This window comes from Salinisphaera sp. T5B8, assembly GCF_040361255.1.
Classification (GTDB): Bacteria; Pseudomonadota; Gammaproteobacteria; order Nevskiales; family Salinisphaeraceae; genus Salinisphaera.
The window spans coordinates 92,680-117,461 of sequence record NZ_APNG01000010.1 but is presented as its reverse complement, the minus strand read 5'-3'; the positions used below and the strand labels follow the sequence as shown (position 1 = coordinate 117,461).

General features: G+C 64.5%; 22 protein-coding genes. 10 read left to right on the top strand and 12 right to left on the bottom strand.

What is annotated here, in order from left to right; translation table 11 throughout:
* The first annotated feature begins 253 nt into the window (after nt 1–253).
* On the top strand, nt 254–1,315 hold the full coding sequence (locus T5B8_RS10695; RefSeq protein ID WP_353178603.1) for an alpha/beta hydrolase: 1,062 nt from the start codon (nt 254–256) through the stop codon (nt 1,313–1,315).
* Here T5B8_RS10695 and T5B8_RS10690 read toward each other — a convergent pair.
* Both T5B8_RS10690 and T5B8_RS10685 read right to left on the bottom strand, forming a co-directional pair.
* Nucleotides 1,312–1,752 carry an EF-hand domain-containing protein gene (locus T5B8_RS10690; RefSeq protein WP_353178601.1) on the bottom strand — a complete coding sequence of 147 codons (441 nt, stop codon included), beginning with the start codon at nt 1,750–1,752 and terminating at the stop codon, nt 1,312–1,314. The two genes, T5B8_RS10695 and T5B8_RS10690, sit on opposite strands and share 4 nt — an antisense overlap.
* A gap of 64 nt (nt 1,753–1,816) precedes the next feature.
* Complete coding sequence (locus tag T5B8_RS10685; protein ID WP_353178600.1) at nt 1,817–3,760, bottom strand: metallophosphoesterase family protein; 1,944 nt, start codon at nt 3,758–3,760, stop codon at nt 1,817–1,819.
* A gap of 185 nt (nt 3,761–3,945) precedes the next feature.
* Between T5B8_RS10685 and T5B8_RS10680 the strand changes: the two genes are divergently transcribed.
* Nucleotides 3,946–5,217, top strand: a complete 1,272-nt coding sequence (locus T5B8_RS10680) for an Nramp family divalent metal transporter (RefSeq protein ID WP_353178680.1) — start codon at nt 3,946–3,948, stop codon at nt 5,215–5,217.
* 1 nt (nt 5,218) lies between these two features.
* Here T5B8_RS10680 and T5B8_RS10675 read toward each other — a convergent pair whose 3' ends face one another.
* Nucleotides 5,219–6,439 (bottom strand): MFS transporter, encoded by a 1,221-nt coding sequence (locus tag T5B8_RS10675; RefSeq protein WP_353178598.1) that lies wholly within the window; start codon nt 6,437–6,439, stop codon nt 5,219–5,221.
* 299 nt (nt 6,440–6,738) lie between these two features.
* On the opposite strand from T5B8_RS10675, the gene typA reads away from it, so the two are divergent.
* The 6 genes from typA to T5B8_RS10645 all read left to right on the top strand — a co-directional run bounded on the left by typA (nt 6,739) and on the right by T5B8_RS10645 (nt 14,257).
* Nucleotides 6,739–8,571 carry a translational GTPase TypA gene (gene typA / locus T5B8_RS10670; protein WP_353178597.1) on the top strand — a complete coding sequence of 611 codons (1,833 nt, stop codon included), beginning with the start codon at nt 6,739–6,741 and terminating at the stop codon, nt 8,569–8,571.
* Between the two features lie 101 nt (nt 8,572–8,672).
* On the top strand, nt 8,673–10,256 hold the full coding sequence (locus T5B8_RS10665; protein WP_353178595.1) for a GNAT family N-acetyltransferase: 1,584 nt from the start codon (nt 8,673–8,675) through the stop codon (nt 10,254–10,256).
* Nucleotides 10,257–10,337: 81 nt separating this feature from the next.
* Complete coding sequence (locus T5B8_RS10660; RefSeq protein ID WP_353178593.1) at nt 10,338–11,102, top strand: SIR2 family NAD-dependent protein deacylase; 765 nt, start codon at nt 10,338–10,340, stop codon at nt 11,100–11,102.
* Nucleotides 11,103–11,187: 85 nt separating this feature from the next.
* Nucleotides 11,188–11,952 carry a ParA family protein gene (locus T5B8_RS10655; RefSeq protein ID WP_353178591.1) on the top strand — a complete coding sequence of 255 codons (765 nt, stop codon included), beginning with the start codon at nt 11,188–11,190 and terminating at the stop codon, nt 11,950–11,952.
* Between the two features lie 76 nt (nt 11,953–12,028).
* Nucleotides 12,029–13,465, top strand: coding sequence for an NfeD family protein (locus T5B8_RS10650; RefSeq protein WP_353178589.1), 1,437 nt, complete (start codon nt 12,029–12,031; stop codon nt 13,463–13,465).
* A gap of 3 nt (nt 13,466–13,468) precedes the next feature.
* On the top strand, nt 13,469–14,257 hold the full coding sequence (locus tag T5B8_RS10645; RefSeq protein WP_353178587.1) for a slipin family protein: 789 nt from the start codon (nt 13,469–13,471) through the stop codon (nt 14,255–14,257).
* Nucleotides 14,258–14,545: 288 nt separating this feature from the next.
* Here the strand turns inward: T5B8_RS10645 and T5B8_RS10640 are convergent, their stop codons facing one another.
* The 3 genes from T5B8_RS10640 to T5B8_RS10630 are packed head-to-tail and all read right to left on the bottom strand — an operon-like array spanning nt 14,546 to nt 16,311.
* Nucleotides 14,546–15,283 carry a polyphosphate kinase 2 family protein gene (locus T5B8_RS10640; protein WP_353178586.1) on the bottom strand — a complete coding sequence of 246 codons (738 nt, stop codon included), beginning with the start codon at nt 15,281–15,283 and terminating at the stop codon, nt 14,546–14,548.
* The gene (locus T5B8_RS10635) at nt 15,273–15,947 is read right to left on the bottom strand and encodes a CoA pyrophosphatase (RefSeq protein ID WP_353178585.1); all 675 of its coding nucleotides are present in this window, start codon (nt 15,945–15,947) and stop codon (nt 15,273–15,275) included. The genes T5B8_RS10640 and T5B8_RS10635 overlap by 11 nt, the downstream gene beginning before the upstream one ends.
* Nucleotides 15,948–15,951: 4 nt before the next feature.
* On the bottom strand, nt 15,952–16,311 hold the full coding sequence (locus T5B8_RS10630; protein ID WP_353178583.1) for a type 1 pili tip component: 360 nt from the start codon (nt 16,309–16,311) through the stop codon (nt 15,952–15,954).
* Nucleotides 16,312–16,469: 158 nt separating this feature from the next.
* Between T5B8_RS10630 and T5B8_RS10625 the strand changes: the two genes are divergently transcribed.
* Nucleotides 16,470–16,730 carry a hypothetical protein gene (locus T5B8_RS10625; RefSeq protein ID WP_353178581.1) on the top strand — a complete coding sequence of 87 codons (261 nt, stop codon included), beginning with the start codon at nt 16,470–16,472 and terminating at the stop codon, nt 16,728–16,730.
* Nucleotides 16,731–16,757: 27 nt separating this feature from the next.
* Here the strand turns inward: T5B8_RS10625 and tal are convergent, their stop codons facing one another.
* A complete protein-coding gene (gene tal / locus T5B8_RS10620) occupies nt 16,758–17,708 on the bottom strand; it encodes a transaldolase (RefSeq protein WP_353178580.1) in 951 nt (316 codons plus the stop codon).
* 95 nt (nt 17,709–17,803) lie between these two features.
* Between tal and T5B8_RS10615 the strand changes: the two genes are divergently transcribed.
* Nucleotides 17,804–18,553 carry a class I SAM-dependent methyltransferase gene (locus T5B8_RS10615; protein ID WP_353178578.1) on the top strand — a complete coding sequence of 250 codons (750 nt, stop codon included), beginning with the start codon at nt 17,804–17,806 and terminating at the stop codon, nt 18,551–18,553.
* Here T5B8_RS10615 and T5B8_RS10610 read toward each other — a convergent pair whose 3' ends face one another.
* The 5 genes from T5B8_RS10610 to mrcB form a co-directional block, all read right to left on the bottom strand.
* A complete protein-coding gene (locus tag T5B8_RS10610; RefSeq protein ID WP_353178576.1) occupies nt 18,554–19,078 on the bottom strand; it encodes a gamma carbonic anhydrase family protein in 525 nt (174 codons plus the stop codon).
* Between the two features lie 50 nt (nt 19,079–19,128).
* Nucleotides 19,129–19,812, bottom strand: coding sequence for a tRNA (adenosine(37)-N6)-threonylcarbamoyltransferase complex dimerization subunit type 1 TsaB (gene tsaB, locus T5B8_RS10605; protein WP_353178575.1), 684 nt, complete (start codon nt 19,810–19,812; stop codon nt 19,129–19,131).
* Nucleotides 19,809–21,716: a DNA repair helicase YoaA gene (gene yoaA / locus T5B8_RS10600; RefSeq protein ID WP_353178574.1), complete on the bottom strand. Its 1,908-nt coding sequence runs from the start codon at nt 21,714–21,716 to the stop codon at nt 19,809–19,811. The genes tsaB and yoaA overlap by 4 nt, the downstream gene beginning before the upstream one ends.
* On the bottom strand, nt 21,713–22,255 hold the full coding sequence (locus tag T5B8_RS10595) for a tetratricopeptide repeat protein (protein ID WP_353178572.1): 543 nt from the start codon (nt 22,253–22,255) through the stop codon (nt 21,713–21,715). The genes yoaA and T5B8_RS10595 overlap by 4 nt, the downstream gene beginning before the upstream one ends.
* Nucleotides 22,256–22,345: 90 nt before the next feature.
* Nucleotides 22,346–24,769, bottom strand: coding sequence for a penicillin-binding protein 1B (gene mrcB / locus T5B8_RS10590; protein WP_353178570.1), 2,424 nt, complete (start codon nt 24,767–24,769; stop codon nt 22,346–22,348).
* Nucleotides 24,770–24,782: the final 13 nt, after the last annotated feature.

Here is a 24,782-nt window from a genome sequence, read left to right as displayed (position 1 = left end):
AAACACGCCCGCCTACGCCGATACGAGGTGCCGTATGGGTTATCTATCCCAAATTCAGCGGGAAAGCGTACACAGATTCCGTGCACAGCGCATCAAACGCGTGGGCACTGAGCGCGCATGTCGGTGCAGGCAGGCAAATGCGGGCATATGAAATGGCGCCACGTACTGGGCTAGAATGCCTTATTCTGACAACGCCGGTGGTCAGTTTTCGTGCCGGTAGCGTATCGACCTCATCAGCTTGCGAGTGAATAGCATGACCCGACGATCTCCGGCGGCGCGTATCGAAAGCGCGATCGCCCGCGGCACGCTCAGACTGCCTGCCGCGGTACTGCGTATTCTCGCCGGCGCGCCGGTCGTGCGCGACGGCCAGACCCTGGATGTGCAGACGCAAATGCTGCTGCGCCTGCAACGCCTGCGCGGCGATGCCACGCTGGGCGGACGTGCGATTGATCGCGAGCGCGCGCTCATCGATGCCCAATCGCGTCTGCTCGAACCACGGACGCGCGCGCACGTCGCCTGCGAGGACATTCACGTGGCCGGTGCAGACAGCCCCTGCGCGGCACGCGTTTATCGCCCCGCACGCGGGGAACACAAAGGCGGCGCCCTGGTGTTCTATCACGGCGGCGGGTTCGTAATCGGTTCACTGGCCTCGCACGACGGCGTATGCCGCGCGCTCGCCGAACGCGCCAACTGCGTGGTGATCGCGGTCGACTATCGTCTCGCTCCCGAGCATCCGGCGCCCGCCGGCGTCGATGACGCAGTGGCCGCGTTTCGCGATATTGCCCGCCGTGCGCAGGAACTGGACATCGATGCCGACCGTCTGGCGGTCGGCGGTGACAGCGCGGGCGGCAATCTATCGGCGGTCGTCGCCCAGATCACCCGCGACGACCGCCATTCGCCCTGTTTTCAGCTGCTGTTCTATCCGGCCATCGATTTCGCCCGCGAGCGCGCGTCGGTCCATACCTTTGCCGACGGTTTCCTGCTGGAAAAATCGTCCATGGACTGGTTTCGTGGACACTATATCCGGGACGGCTTCGACAACCGCGACCCGCGGGTATCGCCAATCTACGGCGATCTCGAAGGCCTGGCCCCCGCCATCGTGATCACGGGCGGTTTCGACCCGCTACGCGACGAAGGCGAGGACTATGCCAAGGCACTCCAGGCCGCGGGTGTGCAGGCCCGGATCGCGCGTCATCCATCGATGATCCACGGCTTCGTGAACTTCGCGGGCGGGGTTGCCGGCGCCGATGCCGCGCTTAGCGAAGGCGCGCAGGCATTGCGGGCCGCGCTCGCGGACAATACGCACAAAGCCTAGTTCGCCGGCGTATCGTCGTCTTCGATGGCGCGACGCAGTTCCGCGCCGTCGAGTACGCCGTCGTCATTGCTGTCCAGGGCATCGAAATACGGCGTCATCGCGGCCTGGTATTCGGCCAGTGAGACACCGCCGCTGGCATCGCGATCGAGATTGGCGAAGGTGCGCGCGATGGCCTTGCGGCGCGCGCGTCTCACGTCGGCCGAGGCGTGGTCGTCGTCGGGCACCCGGCTGGCGGCGAGTTCGTCCTTGTCGAGCTGGCCATCGCTGTTGCGATCGAGCTGTTCGAAAGTCTTGCGCTGCCCGTCGATGGCCTCCTGACGACCAATGGCGCCGTCATCGTTGGCATCCAGTGCCGAGAGTGCGTTCTGGGCCCAGGCGCTAGCGGGCAGCGCGCCGAGAATGAATACCGCACATAGCGGCCATACCGATCGGCTCATCGTGTGGTTCGTTTCCAGGACATTACCCGGCCTTCGGCAACACACGACGCGCGAGGTTCAATACTCATACCTGTTCGTGATCGCTGGCTTCGAAGCGCACATCGGAATCGTCGGCACACAGTTCCCGAATATCGCTGGGCTGGCCGGCGTCGTTGAAGCGTACATAGCCCATGCCCGCCCCGTTCACCAGCCGTTCGCCGTGATCGGCCGGCACCGGCCGACGCGGATAGATACGCATACGCCGACGCTTGGTGAACCAGTTCAGCGGCGAGTACGGCGCATACAACCAGCGGTTGAGACGATCGAACCAATCCAGCAGTTTGCGCGGGAATTCGTTTTTTACCCCGGAGCTGGTGATCTGCCAGATCTTCTGGCGGGCGGCCGAAAAACGCAGGGTCACATCGTAGACGAACGAGTAATGCACATCGCCCGACAGGATGGTGAAATTCTTCGGCGTATTGCCGTGGCGGAATATGTTGAGCAGCGTATGGGCCGCGCCCGGGTGCGCCATCCAGTTTTCGGCGTCCACCATCAATGGCTTGCCGAACCAGGTGAATACGCGTTGGATGTTCTCGATGAGCTTGACGCCGAAAATCGGCGCGGCCGACACCATCACGACGCTCTCGCGATGCATGAGCTGGGTCTGCATGTCGCTGAGCGCCTCCCAGTCCATCAGCCCCGAGGGCTTGGCCGGCGCGCGCCCACGCCGCCAGCGCCGGGTGCGTGTATCCAGCACCAGCACGCCCGGTTCGGTTTCGAGCATGAAATCCCAGCGATGAAAGGCCAGCAGCGTGTCGATGAGCGCGTCGTGAGCGGTATTGTCGCGGGTGGCGTAATACGCTTCGACGCTGGGCCAGACGTTGTCCTCGAACACCTCCGGCCGATTGCCCCACCCCTGGCATAACAGATACGCGACCAAGGCATTGCCAATGATACGGCGCGAAAACGGATGGCCGTAGGCGGTATCCATCCATTCGCCGGTAAGGTTCCAGTCGTCCGTGACGTCGTGATCGTCGAAGATCATGGCGGTCACGCTGTTGGCCATGAGCCGGCGCACGCCCGGCAGTTCGGCCACGAAGCGCTCGATGATCGCAGCCTCTTCGTCGTAGCGTTCGCGCTCCTGCTCATCGAGGGCGGGTGGCGTGTATTCGAGTCCGCGCCAGGCCGCGTCCGACCAGCACAGCAGATACATCGCCAGCACTTCGGCAAGCGTAATCAGGTGGTTGCCGGAGGACGCCGAGGTAAACACCGGTTTGCGCGTGCCGCCGAAAAAGCGGTCGCGCAGATAGCGGTTGACCTTTTCCTGCGGCAGTAATTCGTCGCGCCGGTAATAGCAGGCACTACAGGCATACAGCGCATCGCTGTCGTCGAGCACGGCGCCTTCGAGCGTTTCCGGCCATAGCCCCAGCCGGGCGATGAGCGCATGAATCGCGCGCAGCATGGGCCCGGCGACGTCGTCGGCATAGATCTGATCGCCGGTCAGCAGCACCGCCACCGGCCAGCTTCGGCTGTCGTCGCGGCGCTCGCCCAGCCAGCGATCCGCGCGCGCCATGCCGTCGCCCGACGGATGATGGGGGCGCCGGCAGGAGCCATGCAGCAGGCTGTCGAGGCGAGTCTTGATGACAAAGCGCGGGCGCGCCTCGCCCGGATAACACAGGCCTGGATCGAGTGCGGCCAGCGAATGTCGCGCGTCGTTAAGCAACAGGTCGTAGCCGATCGGCGTATCTTCGGCCAGCGCATCGACCCCGGCGGCGGCCAGATCGATATCGATGAACACCAGCCAGGCGTGTTCGCCGATACGCAGATCGCGCCGGTAGCGATCGAGGGCGATCGTGTCGTCGGCGATCTGACGCCGGCCATCGTCGTCACGGTACAACGCCAGCGCCAAGTCCACCGGCTGCGATACGGCCAGCCATAGCACCAGCCGCTGCGGGCGCGCCTGGCGCAGGATTGGCCCGGCGAGCACGGTGTCTGAAACGGGCGACGGCGATAAGGCATTGTGCGGCATACGGCAATTGTACGGTGCGCGCCGCTGGGCGCCAGCCATTTCCCTATTGACCGCATCGATTGCGATCGCTAAATTCAGCCCATGCTAAGTTTTACAGTCTCGAGTCATACTCGATTGATGCCACGAATTGCACGCGTCTGGACCGCAAGCGCGTGAGCGCCGATCCCCACAGCCAATCCGCCGACATGCTGCCCGGCGAAGGGGCCACCATTCGTGCTGCCCAGGCCGCGCTGGATGGCCATCATCGCGGGCTGCGCGGACTGTGGCCGTTTCTCGGGCCCGCCTTCATCGCGGCCGTGGCATATATCGACCCCGGCAATTTCGCGACCAATATCCAGGCGGGCTCCACCTTCGGTTATCTGCTGTTGTGGGTCGTAGTGGCAGCCAATGTCATGGCCATCGTCATCCAGAGCATGTCGGCCAAGCTTGGTATCGCCACAGGCAAGAACGTGCCGGAAGTCTGTCGCGCGCGTTTTCCGCGGCCGGTCACCATTGCGCTGTGGATTCAGGCAGAGATCATCGCCATCGCCACCGATCTGGCCGAGTTCATCGGCGGCGCGTTGGGGCTGTACCTGCTATTCGGCATTCCGTTGTTTCCGGCAGCCCTGATCACTGGCGTGTTTTCCTTCGGCCTGCTGGAGTTGCAGCGGCGCGGTTTTCGCCCGCTCGAAGCCGGCATTACCGCGCTGGTCGGCGTGGTGATCGTGTCGTTTGCCTACGAAGTCTATGTCGCCGACCCGGCGATGGACGATCTCGCCCTGGGCCTGATTCCCGGCTTCGAAGGCAGCCATAGCGTGATGCTCGCTGCCGGTATTCTGGGCGCGACGGTGATGCCGCATGTCATCTACCTGCATTCGGCGCTCACCCAGCGGCGTGTGGTCGGGCGCAGTGCCAGCGAACGCCGGCGCATCTTTCGCTTCGAGTTCATCGATATCCTCATCGCCATGGGCGTGGCCGGCCTGATCAATGCCGCCATGCTGGTCATGGCGGCCGGGCTGTTCTTCGGCGCGACTACGCCCGTGACCACCCTGGAAGGCGCCTTCGCCCAGCTCGGTGACTATGCCGGGCCGACCGCGGCCGGCTTGTTCGGTCTCGGTCTGCTGGCCAGCGGCTTTTCCAGTTCCTCGGTAGGCACCATGAGCGGCCAGGTGGTGATGCAGGGCTTCATCGCCCGCCAGATTCCGTTGTTCGCCCGCCGCATGATCACCATGGCCCCGCCATTGGTCATTCTGGGCATGGGCGTGGATGCCACCACGGCATTGGTGATGAGCCAGGTGGTGTTGTCCTTCGGTATTCCCTTCGCGCTGATTCCGTTGCTGCTGTTCTGCTCCAACCGCGAGATCATGGGCGATCTGGTCAACCACCGCGCCACGACCATCGCCGCCTGGGCGATCGCCTGTGTGGTGATCGCACTCAACGTGTTTCTGCTTTACGAAACCTTTCGCGGCGGGTTTTAAACTACCGTTTCGAACGGCGCCAGCGCATCAGCCAAAGCGTGACCGCCAGCCCGGCGAGCAGGACCACCGCGACCATCAGTGTCACCCCGGCCCAGCCGGCCGCGCTCCAGAACAGCCCGCCCAGCGAGCCAACCACGCTCGAGCCGAGGTAGTAGCCCAGCAGATACAGCCCCGCGGCATGGCCCTTGCCGCGTTCGGCGAGCAGGCCGACAAAACCGCTGGCGGTGGAATGTCCGGCAAAGAAACCGATGGTCAGCAACGCCATGCCCAGCACCACGGCAATGAGGTTGGCCGGCCACATCACGGCCAGCCCGGCGGCCATGCACACGATCGCGAACAGCAACACCGGCGGACGGCCGGCGCTGTCGGCCACGCGCCCAGCAATGGGTGAGGTGAGAATACCGAGAATATAGATCACGAAGACCGATCCGATCGCGCCCTGGCCGAGCGAAAACGGGGCTTCGCTCAAGCGAAAGCCGATGTAGTTGTACACGGACACGAACGCGCCCATGAACAAAAAACCACAGACGAACACCCAGGGCAACGCCTTGTGGCGTAGATGTTCACCAATCGGGCCGGCGTGCTGGGCCAGCGACATGCCGCGCTTGGCGGTGAAGTTCTGCGAGCGCGGCAGCAACCAGAAGAAAAGCACGGTCGCAACCAGGCCGATCACGCCGATCGTGGCGAGTGCCACGCGCCAGTCCGCGTATTCGGAAATGAAACCGGTGATCACGCGTCCGCCCATGCCGCCGGTGGCGGTGCCGCCGATATACAAACCGGTGGCGGTGCCCAGATCGGAGGGCGCGATCTCTTCGGATAGATAAGCAATCGCCAACGCCGGCACGCCGCCCAGGGCCACGCCTTCGAGCGCCCGCGCGGCCAGCAGCGACCCCCAGCCCGGCGCGAGCGCGGCCGCGATCGACAACACGGCCGAGCCGATCAGCGAGGCGATCATCACCGGCTTGCGCTCGATCGCCTCGGACATCAGCCCGGCCAGCAATAACGTGAAGGCAAGCACGCCCGTGGTCACCGACAGCGACAGACTGCTCGCCGCCGCGCTGACATCGAATTCGCGCGCGAATGCGGGCATGAGTGGCTGCACCGCGTACATGGAGGAAAATGTCGCGAAGCCGGCTGCGAACAGCGCCAGATTCGCACGCCAGTAAATCCGGCTGCCGCGTTGCAGATAGCGCGTCTCGCGCGCGGGCTGGGCATTGTTCATCGACTTATTGTCGCATGCAGCTATCCACGGCCGGCAAAAGTAGGCATGTGTGCGTGCGGCTGCGGCGGCTTCGCATGCCGCAGCTGCGCAATATCGGTCCCGATATTGGGTCGGGCGCGCCTGACGCGCTCATATGCCCGGATGTTCTTAAAACGCGCAACCGCCGGTAACGCTGATAGCGGCTGCCATTGCGCGCTGCAGTGCAAGAAAATCGGCGGGCGCCGGGGCGCAGGGCCTAGCCGGGGAGCGGCTGCTTCACGGATAATGGCGCGCTTTATTTTCTACCGGCCACGGCCTCTATGATCGACAACCTGCGCAATATCGCGATTATCGCCCACGTGGACCATGGCAAGACCACGCTCGTGGACTGCCTGCTTCGCCAGTCCGGCACCTTCGAAGCGCGCGAGGAAGTCGCCGATCGGATCATGGATTCCAACGATCTGGAAAAAGAACGCGGCATTACGATTACGTCCAAGAATACCGCGATCGAATGGCGCGACCCGGACAGCAACGAAAACTATCGCATTAACATCGTCGACACCCCCGGCCATGCCGACTTCGGCGGCGAAGTCGAGCGCGTGCTGTCGATGGTGGACTCGGTGCTGCTGCTCGTCGATGCGGTCGACGGCCCCATGCCGCAGACCCGTTTCGTGACCGAAAAGGCCTTCGAGCTGGGCCTGAAGCCGATCGTGGTGATCAACAAGATCGACCGCGACGGCGCGCGCCCGGACTGGGTGCTGACCCAGACCTTCGATCTGTTCGACTCGCTCGGTGCCACCGACGAACAGCTGGATTTCCCCACCGTCTACACCTCGGCGCTCGGCGGCTATGCCGGCCTCGAAGACGACGTGCGCGAAGGCGACATGAAGCCGCTGTTTCGCACCATCACCGAACGCGTGCCCTCGCCCCCGGTCAAGACCGACGGCCCGTTCCAGATGCAGATCACCACGCTGGACTACAACAGCTTCGTCGGTCAGATCGGTATCGGCCGTATCGCCCGCGGCGCGATCAAACCGGCCACCCAGATCACCATCGTCGATCGCGAAGGCAACAAGCGCAACGCCAAGATTGCGGGCGTATTCGGCTTTCTCGGCCTTAACCGGGTGGAAGTCGATCAGGCGCAGGCCGGCGATATCGTCGCGCTGACCGGCATGGACGGGCTCGATATTTCCGACACGCTCTGCGATACCAGCGCGCCCGAGGCCCTGCCCGCGCTGACCGTCGACGAGCCGACCATGAGCATGACCTTCGAGGTCAACAAGTCGCCGCTGGCCGGCAAGGACGGCGACTACCTCACCTCGCGCCAGATTCGCGAGCGCCTTTATCGCGAACTCAAGTCCAACGTCGCCATGCGCGTGGATCTGACCAGCGATCCGGATCGCTTCAAGGTGTCCGGGCGTGGCCTGCTGCACCTGTCGGTGCTGCTGGAAACCATGCGCCGCGAAGGCTACGAGCTGTCGGTTTCGCGCCCGGAAGTGGTGACCCGTGAAGTCGACGGCGAAATCCACGAGCCCTACGAGCTGCTGATCTGCGATATCGAGGACGAACATCAAGGCGCGGTCATCGACAACCTCAACCAGCGCCGTGGCCAGCTGCAGAACATGCAGCCCGACGGCAACGGCCGTACCCGCCTGGAATTCATGATCCCCTCGCGCGGCTTGATCGGTTTTCAGACCGAGTTCATGAGCCTGACCTCGGGCACCGGCATCGTGACCCATGTGTTCGATCACTACGGGCCGAAAGGCGCGGATGCCATCGGCCAGCGTCATTCCGGCGTGCTCATTTCCAATGCCGCCGGCAAGGCCGTGGGCTTTGCCCTGTTCAACCTGCAGGATCGCGGCAAGATGATGGTCTCGCCCGGCGACGAGGTCTATGAAGGCATGGTCGTGGGTATTCATTCGCGCGAGAACGATCTCACCGTGAACGTGCTCAAGGCCAAGCAGCTCACCAACGTGCGCGCGGCCGGCTCCGACGAGAACATCGTGCTCACGCCGCCCATCCGCATGACGCTGGAACAGGCGCTGGAATTCATCAACGACGACGAACTCGTCGAAATCACCCCGGCCAACGTGCGCGTACGCAAGCGCTGGCTCAAGGAACACGAGCGCAAGAAAGCCAGCCGCGGCGGTTGATGCCGGCGCGCGGTTCGGTATTCATGCCGTAATCATCGATCGAGGCGGTACGCGCGCCAGTGCGTACGTATCGCCTCGTCATCGCCAACGAGGGATCGTTCATGCCCAGCCAAAGCCGTTCACGTCTGATCGTTCGTACCGCCAATCTGTCGGATATTCCGGCGATCAATCGGGTGGTACAACGTACCTATCCCAACCTCGACGATTACACCTTCGACGAGCTGCGCGGCCAGATCAACAACTTCCCCGAAGGCCAACTGGTCGCGGTCTACGAGGATGTCGTGGTCGGCTACTGCGCGACCCTGTGCCTGCCCGAGGATCAGGTCATGCGCCCGCATACCTGGGCCCGCATCACTGGCAACGGCTACGGCTCGACCCACGATATCGACGGCGATTATCTCTACGGCTACGAAATCTGCGTGGACCCGGAAGCCCGTGGCCTGCGTATCGGCCAGCGCCTCTATCGCGAACGTGAAGCGCTGTGCGTAAAGCTCGGGCTCAAGGGCATCGTCTTTTCCGGGCGCCTGCCCGGTCTCAAGCGCCGCTTCAAGAAGTACGGCAGCGCCGAGGCCTATGTCGAGGCGGTCCAGAACAAGGAAATCCGCGATTCGGTACTGAGCTTTCAGCTCAACCAGGGCTACGAACTGCTCGGCGTCATGCCCAACTATCTGCCGCCGGATGAAGAGTCGATGGGCTACGGCGCCCACCTGCTCTGGCGCAATCCGGAGTACAAGTACCGCGAGGATGTCGCCGGCGACTCGCATGTGCATCTGCAGCGCCCGGCCACGGTACGCATCGCCACCATCCAGTATGGCCAGCGCGCGATCAACTCCTTCGACGAGTTCGCCCAGATCGTGACCTATTTCGTACAGGAAACGGCCGATGCCAAGGCCGATTTCGTGGTGTTTCCGGAACTGTTCACGGTCCAGCTGCTGTCGATCAAGAACGAGGAATTGCGTCATCGCGCGGCCATTCAGCGTCTGGCCGATTTCGTCGACGAGTTCCGCGAGCTGATGGCCTCGCTGGCGGTGAAGTTCAATATCAACATCATTGCCGGTTCGCATCCGACCCGGGTCGGCGACGATCTGCAGAATATCGGCTATATCTATCTGCGCGACGGTTCGGAATACCAGCAGCCCAAGATTCATCCCACCCCGGGCGAGCGCCATTACTGGAATATCGTCGGTGGCGATTCGCTCAATGCCATCGAAACCGACTGCGGGCCGATCGGCGTGCTGGTGTGCTACGACAGCGAATTCCCCGAACTGTGCCGGCATCTGGCCGACCAGGGCATCAACATGCTGTTCGTGCCCTATTCCACGGAAGACCGCAACGGCCATCTGCGGGTGCGCTATTCGGCGCATGCACGGGCGGTGGAAAACCAGATCTATGTCGCCACCGCCGGCAATGTCGGCAACCTGCCCCGGGTGCATGCCATGGACCTGCACTACGGCCAGAGCGCGATCATCACGCCCTGCGATTTCGCCTTCGCCCGCGACGGCATCGCCGCGGACACCACGCCCAACGTGGAAATGGTGGCAATCGCCGATGTCCGCCTGGACGTACTGCTGGACGCCCGTACCACCGGCTCGGTACAGAACATGCTCGACCGTCGCCACGATCTCTATCACGTGCAGTGGATGCCGCGCCGGCGTGCGGTCAAGGCGCCGCGCAGTCGTCGCTAGCGGCATGACCCGCGGCGGCGACAGCCGTTAGAGTATCGGGCAGCGTTTTCCAATGGCCGGCCTTCGGGCCGGCGCTGCCTCATGACAGCGACTCCGATGATAGATGCGGCGGCCCGCGCACTTGCGCGCAGCCGGCGTTTACTCGTACTTTCCGGCGCCGGGTTGTCGGCCGAGTCCGGTATCCCGACTTTTCGCGAAGCCCAGACCGGCCTCTGGGCGCAGTTCTCACCCCAGGATCTGGCCACGCCGGAAGCCTTTGCCGCCAACCCGGAACGCGTCTGGGCGTGGTATCGCTGGCGGCGCACGCTCATCGCGCGCGGCGGCGTAAACGCCGGCCACCGCGCGATCGCGGCGCTGGAACGGCATATGGACGTGGTCATCGCCACCCAGAATGTCGATGGCCTGCAAAGTACGGCCGGCAGTCGCGACGTGTCCGAACTGCACGGCAATATCTGGATCGATTGTTGTAGTGAATGCGGCGACGAACGCCGCCAGGCAGTCGCCGAAGCCGACGAGCAGGCCCCCCTCCCAACGTGCCAGTCCTGCGGCGCACGCATGCGCCCGGGCGTGGTCTGGTTTGGCGAGATGCTGCCCATGGCCGCGCTCGAACGCGCCCAGGCGGAACTGGGTCGCTGTGACTGCGTGCTGGTCGTGGGCACTTCCAATCAGGTCTATCCCGCCGCCGCATTGGTGGAAATGGCCGTGGACGGGCCCACGCCCGTCATCGAGGTCAACCCGCAGGCCACCGCCGTATCGCCCTCCGTGGATGTGCATATCGCCGAGACCGCGAGCATGGCACTGCCGGCGCTGGTCGACAGGCTCGACGCTATGCGGACAGCCCGCTAAGCTCCCTTATTCGGAAAAAACGGGTTTTACGCCGGCCCACCTTTACAACACGCCGGCCATAGCCAGGGCAGACCGGGGGTTATCGATGACGCGTCGCGTGGTGTTCAATCAAAAAGGCGGGGTCGGCAAGACCACGCTGTTGTGCAATCTGGCCGCGATCGCTGCCGCGCGCGGCAAGCGCACGCTGGTGATCGATCTGGATGCCCAGTGCAATGCCAGCCAGTATCTGCTGTCGTCGGACAACCGACAGGCCGAGGCCGGCAGCGCGGATTTCTTCGAATCCACCCTGTCGCGGGCGCGCACGGGCAGTAATCTGGCCGACTACATCACGCCCTCGCCGTTCGAAAATCTATCGGTGATGGCCGCGCATCCGGACCTGGAAGAACTGCGCATCAAACTCGAGGCCAAGCACAAGATCTACAAGCTCAAGCAATCGCTGGCACGCCTTCACGACTACGATGCGATCTTCATCGACACGCCACCGGCGCTGAATTTCTATTCGCAATCGGCGCTGATCGCCGCCGAGCGCTGTCTCGTGCCGTTCGATTGCGACGATTTCGCCCGCCAGGCGCTGTATTCGCTGTTCGACAACATCCACGAGATCCAGGACGACCACAACCCCGATCTGGTGATTGACGGCATCGTGGTCAATCAATTCCAGGCGCGGGCCAAACTGCCCGAGCGCATGCTCGCCGAGCTCGCCGCCGAAGGCCATCCGCTGATCGAAACGCGTATCACCTCTTCGATCAAGGTGCGCGAATCCCACGACGCCTCGATCCCGCTGATCCACTACGCGCCCAGTCACAAGGTCACCCAGCAGCTGATCGCGCTCTACGAACGCCTCGACTAGCCCACTCGGCAAAAGCACGCGCGCCGAGGCTGGCGCACGGGCATCGTAAAGCGCCGCGATCGCGTAATATCGCCCCATGGCTTTCGTACGCACAGGGTTGATCGGGTTGCTCTTGTTCGTCCTGATGGCGGGCACAGGGGCGATTTCGGCCCAACCCTCGGCGAGCGATGCGCCCGGCGTGCGCGAAGTTCCCATCGTCGGCCCGATCGGCCCTGCCACCAGCGCCTTCGTGCACGACGAACTGGCGGCCGCCGCGCAGGCGAACACGGATCTGATCATACTGCGCCTGGATACACCGGGCGGGCTCGACGGCGCGATGCGCGATATCGTCAAGGCGATACTGGCGTCATCCGTGCCGGTCGCCGCCTATGTCGCGCCCGGCGGCGCGCGCGCCGCCAGTGCCGGCACCTATATCCTCTACGCCAGCCATATCGCGGCCATGGCGCCAGCCACCAATCTCGGCGCCGCCACGCCCGTATCGATCGGTGGCGACAGCAAGCCGACCTCGCCCGCGCCATCCGATTCCCCGGATAACGAAGCGGAAGGTCGCGAGGCGCCGGCCGACGACGCCACCGCCAAGCGCCGCAAGGCCGTCAACGATGCGGTGGCCTATATCCGCAGCCTGGCCGAACAGCGCGGGCGCAATGCCGACTGGGCCGAAAAAGCCGTCCGCGAAGGCGTGAGCCTGTCGGCCAGGGCCGCGCTGGACGCCAACGTCATCGACCTGATCGCCGCGAACACCACCGAACTGCTCGCCGCGCTCGACGGCCGGCGGGTCGATACCGCGGCCGGACCACAGCAGCTCAACGTCGCCGGCGCGGCGATCGAACAGCGCGAACCGGGCTGGCAGACGGAACTGCTGTCGGTGATCACCAATCCCACCGTGGCCTATCTGCTGTTCATGATCGGCATCTATGGCCTGATTCTGGAAGGCCTGAACCCGGGTACCGCGGTGCCGGGCGTGGTCGGCGCAATCAGCCTGCTGTGCGCGCTGTTCGCTTTTCAGGTGCTGCCGGTCAACTATGCCGGCCTGGCGCTGATCGCGCTCGGCGCGGGCTTGATGATCGCCGAGATGTTCGCGCCCAGCTTCGGTATTCTGGGTCTGGGCGGCGTCGCCGCCTTCGTGTTCGGCTCGATCATGCTCATGGATACCGACGTACCCGGTTTCGAAATCCCGTTCGGCCTGATCGGCGGGCTCGCCGTAGCCAGCGCCCTGCTGCTGTTCGGGATCGTGTATCTGTTTTTGCGCTCGCGACGCGAGAAGATACAGACCGGCCATGCCGGGCTCATCGGCAGCCGTTGCGTGTCCCTCACCGACTTCGAGCACGAAGGCCGCGTGCTGCTGCACGGTGAATCCTGGCTGGCACAAAGCCCCACGCCGGTCGCGCGCGACGACCAACTCATCGTCACCGATGCCGAAGGCCTGAAAGTATTCGTGCGCCCTGCCGGGCCGGCGGATACCACCATTCATACGGGCAACGCCTCAGCGCGTCGGCCCAAACCGCGGAGCTAAGCCATGCTGATCAATTTCGGTTTCGCCATCGTCATTCTGCTCGCCCTGCTGATCTTCGCCTCGATCAAGATCCTGCCCGAATACGAACGTGGCGTGATGTTCACCCTCGGGCGCATGACCGGCGTGAAGGGCCCCGGCCTGTTTCTGGTCATTCCGGTGATCCAGAAGATGGTCAAGGTTGATATGCGCGTGGTGGTGCTCGATGTGCCGCCCCAGGACGTGATCTCGCGCGATAACGTGTCGGTGCGGGTCAACGCCGTGGTGTATTTCCGCGTGATCGATGCCGACAAGGCGATCGTGGAAGTCGAGCATTTCTACGACGCGGTCAGCCAGCTCGCCCAGACCACTCTGCGCAGCGTGCTCGGCAAGCACGAACTCGACGAAATGCTCGCCGAGCGCGACAAGCTCAATGCCGATATCCAGGAAATTCTGGATCGGCATACCGATGCCTGGGGCCTGAAAGTGGCCAATGTCGAGATCAAGCAGGTCGATCTCGATGAAAGCATGACGCGGGCGATCGCCCGCCAGGCCGAAGCCGAACGTGCGCGCCGGGCCAAGGTCATCAACGCCGAAGGCGAAATGCAGGCCGCCGAAAATCTGCGCGAAGCCGCCAATCAGCTCGCCAAGGAACCCCAGGCCCTGCAGCTACGCTATCTGCAGACGCTCGTGGATATCGCCGGCGACAACAACTCCACTATCGTCTTCCCGCTGCCGATGGATCTGATCGAACCGCTCATGGACGTGGCGCGGAAAATCGACGATCGAGCGCCGAGGAGCGACAACGACGGTTAGGGAAGCTCTGCACAACCTGTCACGGTCGCGCCGGCGTGCTTTGCGCGTGGCTGGCAGACAGAGGCGCAGCGTAGCGTGCTGGTTGCACGGTGCGTTACGCCTCGACGCCGTCCAGGCGCGCGCAAAGCCCTGGCCCCGAAGGGGTTCGGCCTCAAATGCGCCGCGACTGCGTTGCCGAGCTTGACCTGCCCCTCGTTGATTTCCTGGGGCAGGCGCTGCGCTCGGACGCCTTGTCGCAACGCATGTGAGGACTCGAACGCGATCCGCGAGAGGATATGCAGAGCTTCCCTAGGAACTCGCCAACATGAACCGTTCCACGATCGGGTCGACCTGGGGCTCGGCGGACAGATCGAGTCCCGCGCCGAGCACCTCCACGATACGCTGCAGCGCCGCTACACGGGCGCGCGGCTTGTGGTTGGCATCAATACGGGTCCAGGGCGCATACGCGGTGGAGCAACGCTCGAACATGCGCGCATAGGCCTGTTCGTAATCCTGCCAGCGCGCGCGGTTACGGATATCGTCTTCGGTGAGTTTCCAGCGCTTGGCCGGATTCTCGTAGCGGGCACGAAAACGCGCGAGCTGGGTATCGGCATCGATGTCCAGAAACAGCTTCACCAGGCGCACACCGTTGTCGACCAACGTGCGCTCGAAGGCATTGATCTCGTCATAGGCGCGTTCGCACTCGGCCTCGGTAATGAAGCCCTCGATACGCTCGACCAGGACCCGCCCGTACCAGCTCCGGTCGAAGATCGCGATTTCGCTGGCCGTGGGCAAGCGCTCCCAGAAGCGTTGCAGCCACAGCTCGCGGCGTTCGCGTGCATCCGGGGCCTTGATCGGCCATACATCGAGATAACGCGGATCGAGTGTCCAGGCGATACGCCGGATCAGCCCGCCCTTGCCGGCCGCATCCCAGCCTTCGAGCACGATCACGCCCGTATACGCATACGATGCATAGACATGCTGAATACGCAGCAGCTGCGCCTGCAGCGCCTTGAGTTCGTCGCGCGCCGACTTGTCAGCGGCCACGGCGCACGGTCTCCTCTTCGGCCGGGCGCGGCATATCCAGCGGCCGCCGTTCGGCATGGGCCAGACGTTGTACGAGGCCGAGCAGAATACCCGCGGTCGCGCCCCAGATATGATCGTCGCCGTAATCGATGCCGTAGACCTGATAGGTCTGGCCGTTACGCTCGTACGGGTAGCGTCGATAGTTGTCCAGATCCAGCACATGCGCCAGCGGCACGGCGAACAGCCGTGCGACCTCGGCGTCGTCGGGGTAGACCTGGGCGTTCGGGTCCACCCAGCCGACGAAGGGGCTGATCACGAACCCCGTGACGGTCGGGTATTCGGGTAGCTCGCCAAGCACTTCGACATGGCGCGGGTGCAACTCGATTTCTTCCTCAGCCTCGCGCAACGCGGCGTGTTCCGCATTGCGATCGCTGGCTTCCATGCTGCCACCGGGAAAACTGATCTGGCCCGGATGATGCCGCAGGGCCGCGCTGCGCTGGGTGAAATAGACATAGGGCTCGGCGGCGGCGACCACGGGGATGAGCACCCCGGCACGGCGCGCCGACCGCCCGTGGGCGGCGATCGGGCGGTTATCCCCCGGGTCGCGATGGCCCACCGGCATGGTGACCGACAGCGCCTGTTCCAGGCGCGCCCGCCAGGCGCCCGACGAGGTCGCGCGCGTCAAGACATCAACCGCGCGACGCGGCGGATTGGTCGATACGCTCGCCCGCCTGCAGCTTTTCGGCATATTCCTTGGCCAGCGCCTGGAAGCGCGGCGTCAGTCCGGCATCGGCATACATCGGGTCGCCTTCTTCGTCGTAGGCCGCGATTTCGGTGCCCGGTTCGTAGGAAAACGAGCTGGCCAGTTCGTCCAGGGCGGCAGCCAGCAGATCGGTGAGAATACGTTCCTGGGTCAGGCCGGGAAACAGATCGCACAGGGCTGCCACCTTGGCCGCGTCGTAGAGGGGCAGACGAATCTCGTAGCTTTCGTCGGTGCGCGTTTCGCCAGCATTGGCTTGCCATTGTGCGACCAGTTCGTTGACTTTCATCCGGGTACCTGCAGTGTGAAGAATCGATGCGCGTCCATGCGCCTATAGATTACGAGAGTCATCGCCGTTCGAACAACGTCACGCGGGCGTTTGAAAGTCGCGTTGACCCGTTTCTAAGCGCCTGCTAGCTTGGCGCCAACTCAACCCGAGAGCAACGCATGGCCAAGACCGAAAAGACCTGGAGCCTGAAGGAAATCGATCAGCAGCGCGGTGACAAGAAAGGCACGGCGTTCCTGGCATTCAAACAGCTCAAGGACAGTTTCGACGAGGGCCGCGACTACTATTACCTGAGCGCAAGCCAGGATGCGCGCGAGATCGAGCAGCTGCGCCAGGCCGGGCGTATCTACGAAAGCACGGTCAACGCCATTCTGTTGACCGAAGGCGGCTACAGCGCGGTACTCGACTACCTCGACGGCTAACGCAATGCCCGGCCGGCGCGCACGCGCTCAGCCGCCCAGTTGTGTTTCCAGCGCGCGCTGATCGTCGGCAAAACGGCGAATGCCCTCGGCGAGTTTCTCGGTGGCCATGGCATCGGCGTTCATGGCCCAATCGAACGCGCGCCGATCGAGCATCAGCCGCGGCACATCGGAGTCGGTCGTGGTGATGCCCGGCGTATCGCTTTCCTCCAGCCCGGCCAGCTCTTCGAGCAGCGCCGGCGAAATGGTCATCAGATCGGCCCCGGCCAGCGCGAGAATCTGTTCGCGGTTACGAAAGCTCGCGGCCATCACCTGGGTCGGATAACCATGGGTTTTTGCATAGGCATTGATACGGCGCACACTGGCTACGCCCGGATCGTCTTCCGGCGCGTAATGGTCGACGCCGTCGGCTTTCTTGTACCAGTCGGTAATACGACCGACGAACGGCGAAATCAGCGTCACCCCCGCCTCGAAACAGGCCTGGGCCTGGGCCAGCGAAAAGATCAGCGTCATGTTGCAGGCAATGCCCTCGGCCTCGAGCACGCTGGCCGCGCGAATACCGGCCCAGGTGCTGGCGATCTTGATCAGGATACGATCGGCGCCTACCCCCAGCTCGGCATAGTCAGCAATCAGCGCGCGCGCCTTGCGGATGGTGGCATCGGTATCGAACGACAGGCGGGCGTCCACTTCGGTGGACACATAGCGCGGCACGACCTGCGTGAGTTCGCGCCCGAACAGCGTCATCAGTCGTTCCACCCGCGTGAGCCCGCCAGCGGGCGTAGCACCCAGGGCCTCGTCCACGAGATGCCGATAGCGGCTATCGCCGGCGGCCTGCAGGACCAGGCTCGGGTTCGTCGTGGCATCGGTCGGCTTATAGGCCCGAATGGTTTCGAAATCGCCGCTATCGGCAACCACCGTGGTACGGGCGCGCAAGGCTTCGAGCGCATTCGGCGCCGCGGCGCGGGCGAAGGATTCGGACATGACGTGACTCGTGGCGAACAAAGGCGTCACTATAAAACACCCGGCCAATCGGCGGCCAAACCCGGGCCGCGAAAGCGCCGGCCGGCGCCTTGTTCATGAATCAGATCCACACCACCCTGCCGCCCCTGATCGTCGAACCCGGCTGTACAGCAGGCGCAAGCGAGGCCGTGCGTGGCTTCGTCATTCGCGACGCCCCGCCCGAGGCCGGCTTTTATCTATGCCAGCAGCCCGACGGGCTCACCCTCTACCATGCGCAGGCGCCTGCGACCGATCGCGGCCTGCGTATCGATCTGCTCGATGCCAGCGTGGACAAACGCGCCGCGGGTGGGCGCCGCTCGCCGCTGGCCGGCGCGCTCGGGCTGCGCCGGCATCCGGGTGCGCACGTGCTGGATACCACCTGCGGGCTCGGCCGCGATAGCGCCACGCTGGCCGCGCTGGGCTGTCAGGTCGTTGCTATCGAGCGCCATCCCGTGTTGTTCGCGCTCGTGGCGGATGCGCGCGAACGCGCACGACTGGCCGCCCCGGCCTGGCTGGCCAACTGGCCCTCGTTGATTCATGCCGACGCGCGCGCGTGGCTAACCGTGGCCGACGCGGCGCCATTCGATGTGATCTATATCGACCCCATGTTCGATACACCGCGTCGCAAGGCCCGGCCCCAGAAAGCCCTGGCCTGGATGCACGAATTGATCGGCACCGATGGCGACGCAGCCGAGTTGCTGGCCTGTGCGCGCACGCGCGCCACGCGCCAGGTGGTGGTCAAGCAGCATGCACGGGCCGCGCCGCTGGCCAAACCGGATCGCCAGGTCGAAGGCAAGGCGATCCGCTTCGATATCTATCTAAGCTGACTACACCGGTACCAGACCGGCCAGAAAGCGCTTGTAGTTTTCGACATAGTGGGCGGCGCCGCGCTTGAGCTTCTTGGCGTCGTCCTCGCTGAGCTCGCGTTTCACCCGCCCGGGCACGCCGATCACCATGCTGTTGTCCGGGATCTCCTTGCCTTCAGGCACCAGCGCGCCCGCGCCGATCAGACAGTTGCGGCCGATCTTGGCGCCGTTGAGCACGGTCGCCTTGATCCCGATCAGGCTGTTATCGCCAATCGTACAACCGTGCAGCATGGCCTGATGGCCCACCGTGCAGTCCGCGCCCACCGTCAAGGGAAAACCGGGATCGGTATGCAGCACACAGCCATCCTGGATGTTGCTGCCGCGGCCGATGGTGATCAGTTCCTGGTCGCCGCGCAGCACGGCGTTGAACCAGATACTGGCATCGACTTCGAGCGTCACGTTGCCCAGCACCGTGGCATTCTCGGCCACGAAGAACTGGCCCTCGCCCGGCGTTTGCGGGCTGATGTCGTCCAATCGATACAGCATGTCTTCCTCCGTTTTGTGTTTTCGCCCGGCCTGGCGCGGCCGGTGCGATCTCAGCGCGCCCCGCCCGGCTTGCGGGCCACATCGTCGCGCACGTAGACCGGCAGCGCCCGGGCCGCGGCTACGCCGTCGCCGCGTGCCAACACCGGCCAGGCAAGACGGGCGATATCCAGCGCGTGCGGCCATTGCTCGAGGGCAACTAGCGTATCGGCCGCCACGCCACGCGCGCTGGCCACCACGCCCCAGCCGTTGCCGGCCCGTACCCAGGCGTCATCGGTGTCCAGCGCTTCGGGCCGTATCACCCGTTCCTCTTCAATCACAATCGGCGCGGCCGTCTCGCCGCGCTTGTAATCCGCGGTATAGATCTCGCCCATGCGGGCATCCTGAACTACGCGCACGTGCCGGATTTTTTCGTCGTGATGAAAACAACGCGCGGCGAGTGCGGCGAGTGTCGAAACCGGCACCACCGGCCGATCCACCCCGGCCGCCAGGCCTTGCACGAGCCCGGCGGCGATCCGCAGGCCGGTGAACGCACCCGGCCCCCGCCCGAAGGCAAAGCCATCGAGATCGGCGAGGGCGAGTTCGGCGCGTTCCAGCAGTTCCTGGGCGAGCGGCAACAAACGGCGCGCGTGCGCCTGGGGCGCGATCTCGAAATGTTCGATCTCGTAGTCGCGCTCGCTGTCGACGACCGCCACGGATAACGCCTCGGTCGAGGCATCGAGTGCAAGCAGCTTCATGCGGGCGCCAGGCTGTCGAGGAATTCGCAGGCTACCGCCTGATCGCGGGTGATCGGCATGGGCGGCAGGCTGGCACGAATGGCACCCCCGTAGCGGGCCGTGAACAAACGGGGGTCGCAGATCGCGAGCACGCCCTGGTCGGCCGCATCGCGAATGAGTCGTCCGACGCCCTGTTTGAGCGTGATGATCGCCTGCGGCAGCTGATAATCCATGAATGGATTCTCACCGGCCTCCTTCATCGCGGTAAAGCGTGCGGCCAATACCGGGTCGGCCGGCGAGGCAAACGGCAGCCGGTCGATAATCACCAGTCGCAGCGCCTGCCCGCGTACGTCCACGCCTTCCCAGAAGCTGCTGGTGGCCACGAGTACGGCATTGTCGTCGTTACGAAAATCGGCCAGTAGCGTGGTGCGCGGCGCACTGCCCTGCATGAGCACCTCGATACCGGCCGCGGCCAGGGCCTCGCCGTAACGGGCGACCGCGCGATAACTGGTACACAGCAAAAACGTACCGCCGCCCGAGGCTTCGATGAGCGCCAGCGCCTGCGAAACCACGGCGTCGTCGAAATCGGGCGTGTTCGGCGCCGGCATCGACTGCGGCGCGTAAAGCATGGCATTGCGCTGGTAATCGAACGGGCTCGGCAAGACCTGCTGGGCGACATCGGCCAGCCCGAGCCGGCGACAGAAATAGTTCAGGTCGTTTTTGACCGCGAGCGTGGCCGAGGTGAATATCCAGGCGCCCGGATAGGCCTCGATCGCGCGCGAAAACGGCGTGGCCACATCCAGCGGCGTGCTGTGCCAGATCCAGGCGTTGCCGCGTTTTTCCAGCCAGCTGATACGGTCGGCATCGCTGGCGCTGACCGTGGTCAAGGCGGTTTCCAGTTCGCCACAGCGCCGCGAGAGCGCTTTCATGCGATCGCTACGGCTGGCGACCGGTTCCACGCCGGTCTTGAGCGCGATCAGTGCGGCCGCCAGATCGTCGCGCGCAGCCCGGCGTATATCGGTGGCCAGTTCCTCCCAGCTGCGATTGCCGGGCGCATCGCCCAGCGCATCGGCAAAGCGGCGTTCGGCATTGCCGACATCCTTGAGCTTGGCCTTGAGGCCCGGCATATCGCCACCCAGCGTATCCAGCTCGGCCAGGCCATCGCGCACCAGATCCTTGAGCTGGCGTGCAGACAAGGCCTGGCCGAAAAAACGTCCGGCGATATCGGGCAGGCGATGGGCCTCGTCGAGCACGATGGCATCGGCGCCGGGCAATACCTCGCCGAAGCCGGATTCGCGCAGGGTCAGATCGGCGAACAGCAGGTAGTGGTTGACGATCACCAGATCGGCGGCCTGAGCCTCGCGGCGTGCATGCACGACCCAGCATTGATCGAACAACGGGCATTCCTGGCCCAGGCAATTATCCGTGGTCGAGGTGATACGTGGCCATAACGCATCGCCATCGCCCAGGTCGCCGAATTCGCCCAGATCGCCGGTCGTCGTGCGTGCCGCCCATTCGCGTACCGCGCGGATCTTGGGCGCGAGATAGAGATCGCCGCTGGCCTCGGTCAGATTGAGCCGGTGCAGGCACAGATAGTTCGCCCGCCCCTTGAGCACGGTGGCATGTACCTCGCGGCCCAGCACGGTCTGAGCCAGCGGCACGTCCTTGTCGTCGAGCTGGCTTTGCAGATAGCGCGTGGCCGTGGAGACGATGATCTTGCGCTGCGAGGCCAGCGCCGGCAGCAGATAGGCCAGGGTCTTGCCCGTGCCGGTACCGGCCTCGACGACGAGGCGTTCGCCCGCGTCGATCGCACGGGCGACAGCACTCGCCATCTCGGCCTGCCCCGCCCGGGCGGCATAACCCGGCAGCGCGCGGGCGAGCGCCTGGTCATCGGCAAAAATCGCGGCGCCGGCCGCTGCACTCATCGCATGAGCTGCTGGCTGGCGGTGCGATAGTTGCTGGCCCGCTGAATGGCTTCGTCCGCGCCGCTACGATCGCCGTCGGCACGGCGCGCTTCGGCGATCAGACGCCAGTTGTCGGCGCGTACGAAGGGATTGTCGCCGGCCACGCTATTGGACTTGCGCGCCATCGCCTCGGCCTGAGCGCCCTGACCCTGGGCGAGCTTAACCGCGGCCAGGCGCTGATAGACGAAGGGATTGCGCGGCTCCAGATCGAGCGCGCGCTCGAGCGTGGCCGCGGCCATGTCCATATTGCCGTTGCGTGCGAGCGTATCGGCACGCCCGAGTAGCGACAGGACCGCGGGACTGCTGGCCTCCTGGGCCGAACGCGGCGGCATGACCTGCGGCTTGGCCGGCGCGACCGGCTCGCGCTCCGGTCCGGACGGGCGTTGCGGCGTGGGCGTGCTCGGCCCGGCCGGGCCCTGCGGCGGCGGAAAGCTCGTGCGCTGGGTGGTGGCACAGCCGGCCAATACCACGGCCAGCGCCAGTACTGCGATTCGTTGCATGCGTCGAAAACCTCTCGTCAGATACGCGCGCGGCCGCCGCCGGTTGCCGTGGCTGCGGCGTTATACCGGCCGCGCCACGCGCTAACGGCATCAGCCGAACAGCCGCTGCAGCCAGTTGCCCTCTTTCTTCTGCTCGTCCGGTTCGCTTGGCTGCTGCCGGCGATAGCGATTTTCACGCATGATATCGCTATCGCAATCGGAAAGCCCGTCCGGCACATAGCCGCGTATGAACGGCACCGGCGTGGTACCGCTGCAGCCACCGTAGTCGTTGCCGGCACTACGGTCGGCATCGAAGCGCAGGCGCAGCGGCACTTCCACCACGTCTTCGGGCGGCACGTTCATCAGGCCGCGCGGGTCGATATCGGCCATGATACCGGCCCACAGCTGCAGCGCGCCGGTCGCACCGGTCAGCTGGGCGGGCTTGTTGTCATCGCGCCCGACCCACACCACAGCCAGACGATTGGCGGCAAAGCCGGCAAACCAGCTGTCGCGCAGATCGTCTGTCGTACCGGTCTTGCCGGCCACATTCAGCGAGCGATTCAGGGTGTTGTACATCGATGCGCCGGTGCCGTGGCGCGCCACACGCTGGAGTATCCAGTTGGTCAGATAGACCGGCGCCTCGTCGACCGCCCGACGAATCTTGAGCGGGTAGCGCGACAAGGGCTCGCCTTCGCGCGTGGTCACATCACGAATCGCCAGCAATGGCGTGTAATAACCCCCAGCCGCGAGCGTGTTGTAGATCTGGGCGACCTGCATGGGCGCCATATCCACCGCACCCAGCGACAGCGACGGTACCGACAACGGATCGCCGTTGTAACCCAGTTCCTTGAGTGTGTCGATCACATTGGGAATGCCGACATCCAGAGCCAAACGCGCGGTGGCCAGGTTGTAGCTGTGGGTCAGCGCATAGTGCAGCGGCACTTCGCTGCCATGCGTGCGCTTGGAGTAATTCTGCGGCCGCCAGGTGTCGCCGTTGGCCAGCTTCACCGACAACGCGCTGTCATCCAGCGGCGTGATCACGTTGTATCTGGACGGTTCGGCGAGCGCGGTAAGATAGACCACCGGCTTGATCAGCGAGCCGATCGGCCGGCGTGCATCGAGCGCACGATTGAAACCGGCGAAACCGGCATTGCGCCCGCCCACCAGAGCCAGCACGCGCCCGCCCTCGACGCTGGTCACTACGGCCGAGGCCTGCAGGCTGTCGCGGTCGATACCGCGGGCGGCTTCCACCTTGTCGAGCCCGTCGGCGACGCGTTTCTCGGCAGCGGCCTGTACGGCCGGGTCGAGCGTGGTGAAGATGCGCAGGCCTTCTTCGGTGAGATCTTCGTCCTTGTACTGGCCCAGCAGCTGGCGTCGTACCAGGTCGATGAAGGCCGGATACTGGCTGGTACTGCGTACCGAACGCGCGGTCACGCCCAGATCGGCTTTCTTGGCTTCGCGCCAGGCATCGTCTTCCAGAAAACCGGCATTGTGGAACATGTCCAGCACCAGATTACGACGCCGCTCGGCCCGTTCCGGATTACGGCGCGGGTCGTAATAGCTCGGGCCCTTGACCATGGCCACGAGCAAGGCGATTTCCTGGGGCTGGAGTTCTTCCAGCGGTTTCTGGAAATAGAAATAGCTGGCCAGGCCAAAGCCGTGAATGGCGCGGCTGCCGTCCTGGCCCAGATAGACCTCGTTGAGATAGGCCTCGAGGATTTCCGGTTTGGAGTAATGCGCATCGAGCAGGATCGCCATCAGCGCTTCCTTGGCCTTGCGCACCAGCGTCTGCTGATTGTTGAGATAGAAATTCTTGACCAGCTGCTGGGTAATGGTCGAGCCGCCCTGCACCACACCGCCCGCGCGTACGTTGGCGATCGCCGCACGCAAGATCGACTTGGGCGATACGCCCCAGTGGTGCATGAAATCACGGTCTTCGACCGTAATCAGCCCGGCCGGCAACATCGGCGGCACCTCGCCCAGCTTGACCAGAATGCGATCCTCGCCCTGTTTGGGGTAGATACTGCCGATCATCAGCGGGTCGAGCCGGATCAGGGCGAGATCGCCCTGCTTGTCGAGCGCGCTCAACGAACTCACGCCGGTGGCATCGAAGTTCAGCCGGATTTCGCGCGCGTCTTGCTTGCCGTCCCAGAAGTGAAAGGCACGGGTATGAATATCCAGTCGACTACCGCTGCTGCGATAGGTACCCGAACGGGCCAGCTCCGCACTGGCGCGATAGCCCTGGCGTTGCAGACGCGACACGATCTCGCCACGCGACAGATCCAGCCCGGCATAGAGCTCGAGCGGGCTGGCATACACCTTGGCCGGCAGCGTCCAGCGCGTGCCCTCGAACTGGGCCCGTACCGCGCTGTCGAGATAGACCATATAGCCGGCGAGTACGGCCGCGCCGATACAGGCCAGCAGAAACACATACGGCAGTAAACGCCGAAAGAAACCGCGCCGGGGCTTGGTACGCGCGCTGCTGCGCGTACGGCGTTTGGGGGTGGGTTTGGAGGGTCGCTTTTTCTGGGCCAATTCCGCTATCCGC